This is a genomic window from Flavobacterium sp. DSP2-3-1, from assembly GCF_049896865.1.
In the GTDB taxonomy this organism is placed as follows: Bacteria; Bacteroidota; Bacteroidia; order Flavobacteriales; family Flavobacteriaceae; genus Flavobacterium.
This window is the reverse complement of the sequence record NZ_JAFCVD010000010.1, coordinates 25,796-38,635: the sequence shown is the minus strand read 5'-3', so window position 1 is coordinate 38,635 and position 12,840 is coordinate 25,796. Positions and strand designations below refer to the sequence as shown.

General features: G+C 33.8%; 10 protein-coding genes. 8 read left to right on the top strand and 2 right to left on the bottom strand.

Annotation, left to right across the window (positions count from 1 at the left end; genetic code table 11):
• Window positions 1-42 precede the first annotated feature (42 nt).
• Window positions 43-723 (bottom strand): hypothetical protein, encoded by a 681-nt coding sequence (locus ACP7AT_RS12115; protein ID WP_426064571.1) that lies wholly within the window; start codon window positions 721-723, stop codon window positions 43-45.
• Between the two features lie 371 nt (window positions 724-1,094).
• On the opposite strand from ACP7AT_RS12115, the gene ACP7AT_RS12110 reads away from it, so the two are divergent.
• The 8 genes from ACP7AT_RS12110 to ACP7AT_RS12075 all read left to right on the top strand — a co-directional run bounded on the left by ACP7AT_RS12110 (window position 1,095) and on the right by ACP7AT_RS12075 (window position 11,313).
• Window positions 1,095-1,781 (top strand): ABC transporter ATP-binding protein, encoded by a 687-nt coding sequence (locus tag ACP7AT_RS12110; protein WP_426064570.1) that lies wholly within the window; start codon window positions 1,095-1,097, stop codon window positions 1,779-1,781.
• Window positions 1,782-1,935: 154 nt separating this feature from the next.
• Window positions 1,936-2,793: an ATP-grasp domain-containing protein gene (locus tag ACP7AT_RS12105; protein ID WP_426064569.1), complete on the top strand. Its 858-nt coding sequence runs from the start codon at window positions 1,936-1,938 to the stop codon at window positions 2,791-2,793.
• Between the two features lie 37 nt (window positions 2,794-2,830).
• Window positions 2,831-3,400, top strand: coding sequence for a cob(I)yrinic acid a,c-diamide adenosyltransferase (locus ACP7AT_RS12100; RefSeq protein ID WP_426064568.1), 570 nt, complete (start codon window positions 2,831-2,833; stop codon window positions 3,398-3,400).
• Window positions 3,401-3,575: 175 nt separating this feature from the next.
• Window positions 3,576-3,797: a DUF2795 domain-containing protein gene (locus tag ACP7AT_RS12095; protein ID WP_007138072.1), complete on the top strand. Its 222-nt coding sequence runs from the start codon at window positions 3,576-3,578 to the stop codon at window positions 3,795-3,797.
• Between the two features lie 85 nt (window positions 3,798-3,882).
• Window positions 3,883-7,224: a preprotein translocase subunit SecA gene (secA, locus tag ACP7AT_RS12090; RefSeq protein ID WP_426064567.1), complete on the top strand. Its 3,342-nt coding sequence runs from the start codon at window positions 3,883-3,885 to the stop codon at window positions 7,222-7,224.
• Window positions 7,225-7,707: 483 nt separating this feature from the next.
• A complete protein-coding gene (locus tag ACP7AT_RS12085; protein WP_426064566.1) occupies window positions 7,708-9,585 on the top strand; it encodes an ATP-binding protein in 1,878 nt (625 codons plus the stop codon).
• A gap of 214 nt (window positions 9,586-9,799) precedes the next feature.
• Window positions 9,800-10,435, top strand: a complete 636-nt coding sequence (locus tag ACP7AT_RS12080) for a hypothetical protein (protein ID WP_426064565.1) — start codon at window positions 9,800-9,802, stop codon at window positions 10,433-10,435.
• Between the two features lie 173 nt (window positions 10,436-10,608).
• Window positions 10,609-11,313 (top strand): DUF2225 domain-containing protein, encoded by a 705-nt coding sequence (locus ACP7AT_RS12075; RefSeq protein ID WP_426064564.1) that lies wholly within the window; start codon window positions 10,609-10,611, stop codon window positions 11,311-11,313.
• A gap of 364 nt (window positions 11,314-11,677) precedes the next feature.
• On the opposite strand, the gene ACP7AT_RS12070 is transcribed toward ACP7AT_RS12075, so the two are convergent.
• On the bottom strand, window positions 11,678-12,499 hold the full coding sequence (locus ACP7AT_RS12070; RefSeq protein ID WP_426064563.1) for a haloacid dehalogenase type II: 822 nt from the start codon (window positions 12,497-12,499) through the stop codon (window positions 11,678-11,680).
• Window positions 12,500-12,840: the final 341 nt, after the last annotated feature.

The window sequence follows — 12,840 nt, the reverse complement described above, 5'->3', positions numbered from 1 at the left end:
GCCATTGCTGACTGTCATTTTTAATATTGAATTTATTATTCGCTATTCTTTAGCTCTTTTCATTTCTCCTGATTTAGCTCCCATTCTGTTCAATGTATACATTGGGCCGAATTTTGCTTTCAAACCAGCAATTTTTCTATTATCTTCAGAAGAAAGTCCTTCTTTTTCAACAGTATTTTTTCTGCTATCCAATGCTTCATACATTACTTTAATTTCATCCCAGTCTTCACGAGAATATCTGTCTTTATTATCCTCAGCAGTATGTACAAATTGTTGGTAAACATTATGAATATTCGTTGCATTTACCCAATTAAAATTCATATCCTCACCCATTTTTCCTTCACCAAACAATGCATTTCGTAGTTGTTGTTTTGGGTTAGGTGCCGCCGCTGCTACAGCTACTTCAGCCTCCGCTTTTTGAACTTCATATTTGGCTCTCAAAGCTTCATATTTGGCTCTACTTGCGTCAAGACGTGCTTGCGCCTCCACATTATCTTTCATGTTTGCGATAGCTGCTTCAGCTTCTCCGCTTCTTATTAAGTAAGCAGCTTCTATTCCTTCCCAATTGCTTTTAGCGTCTTCAGCAGTAACATTACCTAATGAATCTACATACATTACATACGTGTCCACTTTTTTCTCTGCTTGTTCAGTTTTTTCATCTTTGCAAGATGTAAATCCAATAGCGATTACCGCTAATCCTAAAACTAATTTCGTATTTTTCATAATATCGGTTTGATTAATTATTATTAAACAAATGTAAGTAACGTTGTGTTATATTCAACAGATACCCAATAATTATGTAAGTTATTTAATTAATTGTGAAATAAAAATTATAAAAGTGTGAATTCTATAAATTTAGATTAAAATTATATAAAATATCAAACCCAAATTTTATGTAAACGTGAACTTAAAAAGACCACTACCACGGCAGCAGGTCAAAAAAAATAAAAGTAAAGTCTGAAATTTCAGCAGTTAGTATGTGTAACAAATTTTAAAAAACAACTACTTATTAATAATTCAAAAGTTTTTGTACTTTTAAAATCTAATTTAATAGCAGCCTACGCGCAGTAGGAGGTCAAAAATCATATATTCTAATGGCAAACCCGCTAATCAAAATAACCAATATCAAACGAGATTTTGTACTTGGAAATGAAATCGTTTATGTTCTAAAAGGCATTGATTTAGAAATAAATAAAGGCGAATATGTTGCATTAATGGGACCTTCAGGATCTGGAAAATCAACTTTAATGAATTTATTAGGCTGTTTAGACACGCCAACTTCCGGGACTTATATTCTGAACGGAAAGGACGTCAGCCAGATGAAAGATGATGAGTTAGCTGAAATTCGAAACAAAGAAATCGGATTCGTTTTCCAGACTTTCAACCTTTTACCCCGAACAACCGCCTTAGACAACGTGGCTTTACCGATGATTTACGCCGGTTATTCTAAATCAGAAAGAAACAAACGCGCCACTGAAGTTCTTGAACAGGTAAATCTTGCCGACAGAATGGACCACCAGCCCAATCAACTGTCAGGAGGACAACGCCAGCGTGTAGCCATTGCCCGCGCTTTGGTCAACAAACCCTCTATCATCCTTGCCGATGAACCAACCGGAAATCTGGACAGCAAAACATCGCTCGAAATCATGAAACTTTTTGGAGACATCCACGCCAATGGCAACACCGTGATTCTGGTAACACACGAGGAGGAAATTGCTGAATATGCTCACAGAGTCATTCGTTTGCGTGACGGACTTATTGAAAGCGATACAACCAAATAGTTTTTTTTCGGGAGCTTTTTCCGGCTATCCGCTCTATCTCTTTCTTGCCATTCTTCCTTCGTCTGAATGTCAAGAAAGAGGATGCCGCTTTTATCCGGGCTAGGAAATCCCAAACACGATACCATTTAATTTTCCAAATAACACCTACTCAAAAATGAAAATCGCTATACTAACCTGCGAAAAACTTCCAGATTTAAATCCCGAAGATCGAAAAATAATTCCGGCTTTAGCCAAACATAATATAGAAGCCACCGCCGCTATTTGGGATGACAAAACCATCAATTGGAATGATTTTGATTATTTAATTTTTCGCAATACTTGGGACTATTTCGAAAAAGAAACCGAGTTTAAAATTTGGCTTGACCAAATAGCGCAACTGGAAATAAAAACGCTGAACCCAATTAAAATAATCACGCAAAACATTCATAAGTTCTATTTGCGTGAAATGGAACAGCAAGGAATCACCATTTTGCCTACCGTTTTCATTGACAAGACAGAACATCTCAATCTTGTTGAACTGATTCCTCCACACTGGAAAAAAGCCGTAATAAAACCGGCATTTTCGGCAGGATCTTATCTTACCGAAGTTTTCGAAATTTCCGAAATTCAAGCCATTAGCGAGAAATACAAAACTATTGCGGCTGACAAAGAATTGCTTTTGCAGGAATTCATGCCGGAAATTCAAACATTGGGTGAAACTTCTTTTATCTTTTTCAATAAAAAATTCTCTCACGCGGTAAATAAAAAACCCGTTGAAGGCGATTTTAGAGTACAATCCCTCTTTGGAGGAAAATATACTTTGGTTCAACCTAATAAGGAAGTAATTGAAAAAGCACAAAAAATTGTTGATTCGTTACCAAAGGATCTACTGTATGCAAGAGTTGACGGAATCCTTATTGAAAACGAACTCTATTTAATGGAAATTGAATGTATAGAACCCGATTTATATTTTGATCTAAGTGAAAATTCACTGGAACGATTTGTTGCGGCAATAATAAAATTAATAGCCTAAATTTGTTTTTTTTTAAAATCAAATAAACCTTCGATGGATGAAAGTATATACAAAAACTGGAGATAAAGGAACAACAGCACTCTTTGGAGGAACCAGAGTTCCAAAAGACCATGCCCGAATAGAAAGTTACGGAACCGTTGACGAATTAAATTCTCATATTGGTTTGATTCGCGATCAAGAAATGAATGCGCATTACAAAGAAATTCTTATTGAAATTCAGGATCGTTTGTTTACTGTTGGTGCTATTTTAGCAACGCCTGCGGAAAAAGTAGTAATGAAAAATGGAGAACTTCGTTTGAAAAACCTGGGAATTATCGAATCTGATATTGAATTATTGGAAAATGAAATTGACACTATGGAAGAAGCATTACCTCCAATGACTCATTTTGTACTTCCTGGCGGACACACTACCGTGTCATATTGTCATATTGCACGCTGTGTTTGTCGAAGAGCAGAGCGTTTAGCGGTCCATTTAAGCCACAATGAACCCGTTGCTGAAATCGCAATCAAGTACTTGAACCGACTTTCTGACTACCTTTTTGTGTTGGCACGAAAGTTGTCTCATGACTTGAAAGCTGCCGAAGTTCAATGGATTCCGAGGAAGTAGTTGGGAGTTTAAAGTTGTAAGTTTGCAGTTTAAAGCTGAACAATAATTCTGAAGCGTCGGGACCAAACACTGAATACTAATTAAAACGTTCTTAACTTTAACTAAAAATAAATCATTTTTTACTTGTATTTTTCAGTAAAAAATTTATTTTTGCACAAAACTAAATCGACAACAGATGTATTGGACATTAGAATTAGCATCCTATCTTAGTGATGCACCGTGGCCTGCTAACAAAGACGAACTTATTGACTACGCTATTAGAGCAGGGGCTCCATTAGAGGTAGTAGAAAACCTTCAATCTATCGAGGATGAAGGCGAAATATATGAATCAATGGAAGAAATATGGCCAGATTATCCGACGGACGAAGATTATCTTTGGAATGAGGATGAATATTAAAAGGTAAACCAATAAAAAAGTCTCAAAAGAGGCTTTTTTTTGGTTTAAATTTACAGAATTACACAATTAGAAATAAAAACATATCATGAGTTTTATAAATAGTATTATTAAAGTCTTTGTTGGGGATAAATCTCAAAAAGATGTCAAAGCCTTACAACCTTATCTCAACAAAATAAAAACTTTCGAAGAACCTCTAAAAACATTATCACATGATGAACTTAGAGAGAGAACGATCTTTTTTAAAGACAAAATAAAACAAGCTCGTTCGGAAAAAGACACGAAAATTGAAGCTCTGAAACAAGAAGTTGAAAACATTGTAGATATTGATAAAAGAGAAGATATCTACGTAGCTATTGACGCACTTGAAAAAGAAGCCTACGATATTTCGGAAAAAACATTGATGGAAATTCTTCCGGAAGCTTTTGCAGTGGTAAAAGAAACAGCAAGACGTTTTAAAGACAACACGCAAATAGTGGTAACGGCAACTCCAAAAGACCGTGAACTTTCAGCAACAAAAAGTTACATTACCTTAGATGGTGATACTTCTATTTGGGCAAATTCATGGAGTGCTGCAGGGAAAGAAATTACTTGGGACATGATTCACTATGATGTTCAATTGATTGGCGGAATGGTTTTGCATGAGGGAAAAGTTGCTGAAATGCAAACAGGTGAAGGAAAAACATTAGTGGCAACTTTACCGCTTTACTTGAATGCATTGACTGGAAACGGTGTGCATTTAGTAACCGTAAATGATTATTTGGCAAAAAGAGATAGTACCTGGAAAGCGCCATTATTCGAATTCCATGGTATGTCTGTAGAGTGTATTGACAATTACCAACCAAGTTCAGAAGGAAGAAAAAAAGCTTACGACGCTGATATCACATACGGAACCAATAATGAATTTGGTTTTGACTATTTAAGAGATAACATGGCACATTCGCCAGAGGATTTAGTGCAACGAAAACACAATTTCGCGATTGTCGATGAGGTCGATTCAGTTTTAATTGATGATGCCAGAACTCCATTAATTATTTCAGGTCCGGTTCCGCAAGGAGATCGTCACGAATTCATGGAAATGAAACCGAAAATTGAAAACTTAGTAAGCATACAGAGACAGTTGGCAAACGGTTTTTTATCTGAAGCAAAAAAGTTAATCAAGGAGGCGAAAACTAAAGAAGGTGGAGTTCAATTACTTAGAGCTTACAGAGCGTTGCCAAAAAATAAAGCATTAATCAAGTTTTTGAGTGAAGAAGGAATTAAACAATTGCTTCAAAAAACTGAAAATCAATACATGCAGGATAACAAAAGAGAAATGCACAAGATTGATGAGGCATTGTATTTTGTTATAGAAGAAAAAAACAATCAAGTTGAATTGACAGATAACGGAATTCAATACCTTTCTGGAGATACTGATGCTGACTTTTTTGTACTTCCGGACATTGGAACTGAAATTGCCGCTATCGAAAAGAAAAAATTAGATAAAGACACGGAAGCTGAAGAAAAAGAAAAATTGTTTCAGGATTTCGGTGTAAAAAGCGAACGTATTCACACTTTGACACAACTTTTGAAAGCCTACGCTTTATTCGAAAAAGATGTAGAATATGTAATCATGGATAATAAAATCATGATTGTTGATGAGCAAACCGGTCGTATCATGGATGGTCGTCGTTATTCTGACGGATTGCACCAAGCGATTGAAGCCAAAGAAAATGTAAAAATCGAAGCAGCTACTCAAACATTTGCAACCGTTACGTTACAGAATTACTTCAGAATGTACAACAAACTGGGAGGAATGACTGGAACTGCAGTAACTGAAGCGGGTGAGTTGTGGCAAATATATAAATTAGACGTTGTAGAAATTCCTACGAACAGAGGAATGGCAAGAAAAGATAAAGAGGATTTTATTTATAAAACGACTCGTGAAAAATTTAATGCCGTTATTGAAGACGTAACCGAATTATCTAAAGCAGGAAGACCGGTTTTAATTGGTACGACTTCTGTAGAGATTTCAGAATTATTAAGCCGAATGTTGAAAATGCGTGGTGTTGCACACAACGTATTGAATGCAAAAATGCACAAACAAGAAGCGCAAATTGTTGAAGAAGCCGGAAAACCAGGAGTGGTAACTATTGCAACAAACATGGCGGGACGTGGTACCGATATTAAATTATCTGCCGAAGTAAAAGCCGCTGGGGGATTAGCAATTGTAGGAACAGAGCGTCATGATTCACGTCGTGTTGACCGTCAGTTGCGTGGTCGTGCAGGACGTCAAGGTGATCCTGGAAGTTCTCAGTTTTATGTTTCTCTTGAAGATAACCTAATGCGTTTGTTTGGTTCTGAAAGAGTCGCTAAAGTAATGGACCGAATGGGATTACAGGAAGGTGAAGTGATTCAACATTCGATGATGACAAAATCGATTGAACGGGCTCAGAAAAAAGTAGAAGAAAACAACTTTGGCGTTCGTAAACGTTTATTGGAATACGATGATGTTATGAATGCACAACGTGAGGTAGTTTACAAACGTCGTCGTCATGCTTTGTTTGGAGAGCGATTGAAATTGGATATTGCCAACATGCTTTATGATACCTGCGAACTAATCATTGATGATAATAAAGCAACTAATAATTTCAAAAACTTTGAATTTGAATTGATTCGTTATTTCTCAATCACGTCACCGGTTACCGAAAGTGAGTTCACTAAGTTGAGCGAAATGGAGTTAACAGGAAAAGTGTATAAAGCAACATTAGAATATTATACAGAGAAAACGGAAAGAAGTGCCAGAGAAGCTTTCCCAATCATAAAAAGCGTTTACGAAGATAAAAACAACCAATTTGAGCGCATCGTTGTTCCGTTTACGGATGGAATAAAATCGTTGAATGTGGTTACTGATTTGAAAATAGCTTATGACACAAAAGGTGCGCAACTAGTGGCTGATTTCGAGAAAAACATCACTCTGGCAATTGTAGATGAAGCTTGGAAAAAACACTTGCGTAAAATGGACGAATTAAAACAATCGGTTCAACTTGCAGTTCACGAACAAAAAGATCCGTTGCTAATTTACAAACTGGAAGCCTTCAATTTGTTCAGAGCCATGATTGACAATGTCAACAAAGAGGTAATTTCATTCTTGTTCAAAGGAGATTTACCGGCTCAGGAAAACCAACAAATTCAAGAAGCGAAAGAAGTTGCTCCGGTAGAAGATTACACTACTTCGAAAGATGAAATCATCAGTAGTGAAGCTTCAAATCGTGAAGCTGGTCAAACGCAACAACGACAAGTTACCGAAACTATCGTGAGAGATATGCCAAAAATCAATCGCAATGACAACGTAACGATTCAAAACGTGGCTAACGGACAAACGCAGGAAATGAAATATAAAAAAGCCGAGAGCTTAATCGCTTCTGGACAATGGGTTATTGTAAACTAATAATCGTTTCGATACCTTAAATTAAATTCCCCAATTACGAAAGTAGTTGGGGAATTTTTTTTTATCCTGAATTTTTATCCTGAATTTATTTCAGGAGCAATTCCAGCCTTACGCTGCAAGCTATTTGGTTTCAAACCCTTTTTCTAGCCGTTGTCAGGAGCTTCCTTTGGTCGCTCTACCACCACCAGAAAAAAGCAGTTTTCAACCAGCATAGGCTTTCCACTGCTGTCGGGGCTAGGGATTTTGCGGTACATAACTCCGTTTACGGTTTCCCATACTAATCCTGTGAGCAAAGAATATATATTTGAAGGTAAATTAATTACTGTTTTGTTTTATAAGTATTTTCAGCGATTTATTTATATATTTGAAAATAAATAAAGTCTGAAGTTTATCAGACCTATCTATACTATTTTGGGGTGATAGGTCTTGTAGCGTCATACCCATATACTAATTAGCAGACATTTTGACCCAAAAATCAAATAAATGAAGTTATCAGAAATAAAATTAAAGAATTTTAGAAATTACCAAACAGAAACTTCATTCAAAATGAATGATTTGGCTTGTATTATTGGAAAAAATGATATTGGAAAATCAACAATATTAGAATCATTGAGTTGTTTTTTTAATGATGAAATTGATAAAAATGATTTGTCGGTTAATTCAGATTCAGACATAATAGAAATAACCTGTATTTTTGATGATTTACCAGAAACTTTAATTTTAGATGCAACCGTAGAAACTTCGCTAGAAGAAGAATCATTGCTAAATGAAAATAATAAGTTAGAAATTAAAAAGTGTTTTAAAATTGGAAATACTACTTCAAAATCAACTTCTATTGTTGCAAATCATCATTCTGACGATAGATTAAAAAACATTTTGTGTCTGAAAAACTCACCTCTAAAAGCTCTAGCAATTGAAGTAGAAGCCAATTTAGAAGGAATTAATAAAACCAAAAATCCATTATTAAGAAAAGCCATAAGGGAAGTTATTGATAGTGAAAAAATATTGATGGAAATTAAAGTTGATGGTAGTTTAGACACGGAAAACAATTTAAAAACTTTGTGGCCTAAATTAAATGGATATTTACCAATATACTCATTATTCAAAGTTGATAAATCTATTGACGATAAAGATAAAGATGTCCAGGATCCAATGAAACAGGCAATAAAAGAAACTTTAGCTATTCCTGAAATAAAAGCTCTATTACAGCAAATTGAAATCCAAATAAAGGAAAAATCTACCGAAGTAGCCGATAGAACAATTGAAAAATTAAAAGAGATTGATGCTAGTTTAGCAGAGACAATGAAATCGGATTTTAATAAATTACCAAGTTGGGATAAAATTTTTGATTTAACTTTACTAAACGAACAAAACATTCCATTAAATAAAAGAGGTAGCGGTGTAAAAAGATTGGTTTTATTGAGTTTTTTTCAAGCACAAGCTGAAAAGAAGAAAATAGAAAAAAATTCTCCATCAATTATTTATGGTATAGAAGAACCCGAAACTGCTCAGCATCCAAACCATCAAAAAATATTAATAAAATCACTTTGTGAATTAAGTGAAAGAAATAATGTGCAAGTTCTTTTTACAACTCATAGTTCTAATTTAGTGAAAGAGATTCCAATGGAATCACTTATTTATATCTCCAAAAATGAAAACAATGATAATATAATTGAATACGGAATTGATTTCGATACAGAACAAGTAAACGAAAATACAATAGATAAAATCATTGAAGCTTTGGGTGTATTGCCTAATCCAAGCGATAAAATAAATAAGCTTTTATTCGTCGAAGGGAATCACGATATTAATGCTTTAATTAGATACAGTAAAATACTAAATACTCACGATAATCAATTTAAAGATCTAGAATTACGAAACGATATTGGAATAATAATTTCAGGTGGTTCTTGCTTAAAGTTTTATATAGATAATAAGTATTTAGATGGTCTAAACAAATCTGAAGTACATATTTATGACAATGACATTCCTAACTATAAACTATATGTTGATAAAATAAATTTAGAACCTAATAAAACTGCATTTAATACAACTAAACTTGAACTTGAAAGCTATTTAACAAAAGAGGCAATTGAAGAAGCTTATGCAGTTAATGGAACAATAGTCGAATTACCACAAATTACAGATCTAATGGATGTTCCAAATATTGTTGCAAGAAGATTGTACGAAACAACGCCGGAAAAACTTTGGGATAATTTAGATGAAATACAAAAAAAGAAAAGAGAATCAAAAGTAAAAAAGTTATTAAACACTCAAGCTGTAGAGAAAATGACTATTGAAAGATTAATAGAACGAAATGCTCTTGATGAATTTAAAACTTGGTTTAATAGTCTAAACTAAATAAAAAAACGTCTGCCAACACATCCCACTGGCGCTCGTTTGCAACGAGTGCCAACTTAAATTATAAAAACAAATCATAGCGTTTGCAAAGCGGCTAACTAGTATAGAATTATTTTTAAAAAAGATACTTCCCCGCTTCTTTGACAAGTTATAAACCGTTAACCAAAACCGTAAAAAACAAGAATAAATATTAAACCTTAAAATAAATTACAAAATGAAAAAAATGATTAAAATTAGTTCGCTTTTAGTTTTTGCAATGCTTTTGAATAGTTGCGCTTCTGGGTATAAAAAAATAAATCCTGAAACAATAAATTACGCTTCAAAAAGTATTGAAAACAATATTTTACTAGAATACAAATATGATTTGTTAGGAAAAAAATATAAAAAGAAAGAAACTAAAAATAACATTAAGCTAATTGCAGTTAAGATTACAAATAATACCGAAAAAGAAATAGTTTTGGGAAGAGATTTTAAACTTTCTTATGAAAACGGTAATGAAGTTAGTTTAATTGAAACTGAAAAATTATTTAAAACTATCAAACAAAGTCCAGCTTCCTATTTATGGTACTTACTTTTAGCTCCAGTTCAATTACAATCAGGAACTACAACCACATCAAATGGATTTTATACTGAAACTAAACCTGCAAACACATTTCCAATTGGATTGATAGCAGGCCCAGGATTAGCTGCTGGTAATATGATTGCTGCAAGTTCAGCAAATAAGAATTTTAAAAATGAATTAATACAATTTGATCTTAATGGAAAAACAATCAAACAAGGCGAAACCGTTTATGGATTGATTGGTTCAAATTCGAATAGCTATGATTCACTTAAAGTAAAGGTGCAATAACAGTCCTAAAAATAAATAATTTTTTCGTAAATGGTGCGCAAATGTCTCTGACTTTGCGCAATTTTTATAACTTGAAAGTATTATAAAGTGGCTGACTTTCATAAACCTGTTTTAGTATCGGAACGTTAGCAAATATCTTAAAAAATAAAGAAGTTAAATAATTAGAAATAACTATGAAAAAAATAATTTTAATTACAATAATCCTTTTAATGGGGCAAAATTTTGCAAATGCGCATACTTGTGAAAATGAAACTGTAAAATGCCCAATAGATGGACAAAACGTAACATTTTGTGTAACGATGAGTATGACAACTTTTGGTTCTTTTAAAGATTTTCAACAGCAAGGTGCAATTGGAGAACATTACGAAGGACTAATAAACACTTGTCCAAAATGTCATTTTTCCGGTTATATTGATGACTTCAAAACAGAACTGAATGGAGAAGAAAAAATTAAAATTAAAGAATATCTAACAAAATTTGATGACACGAAAATTGACGATGCGAAACAATGTTTGATTGCAGGCGAAATCAAGGAATTACAAAAAAAATCAAATAAAGAAATTGCCTTTTGTTATGTCACAGGTTCGTATTTATTACGCAATAATAATAAACAAGTTGAATTTAGAAAAGAATTCCAATCAAAAGCTAAAGATAATTTGATTTCAGCTTTAGATAAAAATGAATATGAAGACAAATCAGTAATTGCAAACATTAATTATTTAATTGCTGAAATGGAAAGAAGAATTGGAAATTTTGATGAAGCAATTAAACATTATGATTTAGCAATCAGCGATTCAAATAAAAAAGATTGGGTCGAAAAAATTGCGAAAGAACAAAAAGAATTAGCAATAAAGCAAGACGAAAATAATAAAATATAAAAAACCATCTGCCAAAAGATACTAAAACGGAGTTGGCAATTGGCTCCATAAATACAATACAGCTCAAAGCTAATGTCCCCGATATCGCGGATTTGCAATCCGTGCCCACAACGACAAGCGTTAATCAATAGAAAATGAAAGATATGTTTGCTTCGTTCCTCGCAATAACTCAGCAAACCTCTAAAATCTAATTTAAGCGTCCGTTTACAACACCTTGAATTCTCTTCAAAATACCGTTCTTCCATTCTTTTATTAACTTTTATGGAATTTTTGGCCCAAGCTAATCTTTTTACTAAAATTTCATCTTCGGATAAATGCCACTCAATAGTTGAATTCCAAAATCGGTACGTTAATTTTTCAATGATTAGAACTGCTGAAACGGTATTGAAATTAGCTTCTGAGCAACTAATAAAATATTCTCTTCATTAATTTCAGGTAAATTTGCAAGCGGAAACAATTGCTGTCCCGGACGGCTGACAAAAGCCGTTTGCCAACCTGCCCAATTTGCACCGGCAACATCCCAACCATGTGCCGCTATCAACATACATTCATTCGGTTTTAATCCCATTTTTTTGGCAGCCCAATTATAAGTATCAACATGTGGCTTGAATTTACCTACATCTTCAATACTTAACACATCATCAAATAGATCATGAATTCCCGCATATTTAAGTTGCGTTTCTACCGCTTTATTGGATGAGTTAGTGAAGGCAACCAATTTAAAACCTTCTTTTTTTAACAGCAAGAGTGCTTCTTTCACTTCTGGATGTGCAGGCAATGATAAAATTTGGGCAACAGCATCTTTAGCTTGTTGATCAGTTATAGCAATTCCATTTTTGTGGGCAACCATCTGAAGTGCAGCGGCTCCAATTGTTCCAAAATCATGATATTGGTTTGCAACTGTGGTAACCAATGAATACTGAAGCATTGTAGTGAACCATAACGACATCAATTCAGGATGATCACCAAGCGCTGCGCCAATACTTTTTTTCATCATATTAAGATCGAGCAAAGTTTCATTTACATCAAAAAACAAAACGTTAGGTCTCTTAAAATAACCAACGCTATATTCCTCACTATTGTTTTTCTCCTCTTTTACAATTAAACTAGGCGCACCAACTCCTTCCCCTCCAACTGGCAATGTGGTATTTATTAAATTTTGATTGCTATTTTTATATTCATTCATTATTTTTCTTTTTAAATCATGCGTTAAATAAAGTGTACGACAAAGTATCTTGTTTTGCGGAAACAGTACAAGTTACATGATATTTTTTAAAATAAAGAAAATAAGCGTAACATTATTTAGAAGAACTATTTTGCGTTTTCAGCAAAGTATCGATCTTCAATTCGGTAGTATCCGATAACGAGGGTTCGCAATCCGTGCCCACAATAATAAGCACTTAATCAAAAGAAAATACTAAATGTGATTGCTTCGTTCCTTGCAATGGTCAAGAAGTGCTCAGTTATTATTTTTAAGCAACGATAGCAGATTAGTAATTTTTTTACTCATTGTACAGCGACAAATAA

Excerpts from the sequence above, each read along its gene's own strand:
- ACP7AT_RS12085 (WP_426064566.1), top strand. The coding sequence starts at position 7,708 with ATGAAGTTATCAGAAATAAAATTAAAGAATTTTAGAAATTACCAAACA.
- ACP7AT_RS12105 (WP_426064569.1), top strand. The coding sequence starts at position 1,936 with ATGAAAATCGCTATACTAACCTGCGAAAAACTTCCAGATTTAAATCCC.
- ACP7AT_RS12080 (WP_426064565.1), top strand. The coding sequence starts at position 9,800 with ATGAAAAAAATGATTAAAATTAGTTCGCTTTTAGTTTTTGCAATGCTT.
- ACP7AT_RS12115 (WP_426064571.1), bottom strand. The coding sequence starts at position 723 with ATGAAAAATACGAAATTAGTTTTAGGATTAGCGGTAATCGCTATTGGA.
- ACP7AT_RS12100 (WP_426064568.1), top strand. The coding sequence starts at position 2,831 with ATGAAAGTATATACAAAAACTGGAGATAAAGGAACAACAGCACTCTTT.
- ACP7AT_RS12075 (WP_426064564.1), top strand. The coding sequence starts at position 10,609 with ATGAAAAAAATAATTTTAATTACAATAATCCTTTTAATGGGGCAAAAT.
- ACP7AT_RS12070 (WP_426064563.1), bottom strand. The coding sequence starts at position 12,499 with ATGAATGAATATAAAAATAGCAATCAAAATTTAATAAATACCACATTG.
- ACP7AT_RS12095 (WP_007138072.1), top strand. The coding sequence starts at position 3,576 with ATGTATTGGACATTAGAATTAGCATCCTATCTTAGTGATGCACCGTGG.
- secA (WP_426064567.1), top strand. The coding sequence starts at position 3,883 with ATGAGTTTTATAAATAGTATTATTAAAGTCTTTGTTGGGGATAAATCT.
- ACP7AT_RS12110 (WP_426064570.1), top strand. The coding sequence starts at position 1,095 with ATGGCAAACCCGCTAATCAAAATAACCAATATCAAACGAGATTTTGTA.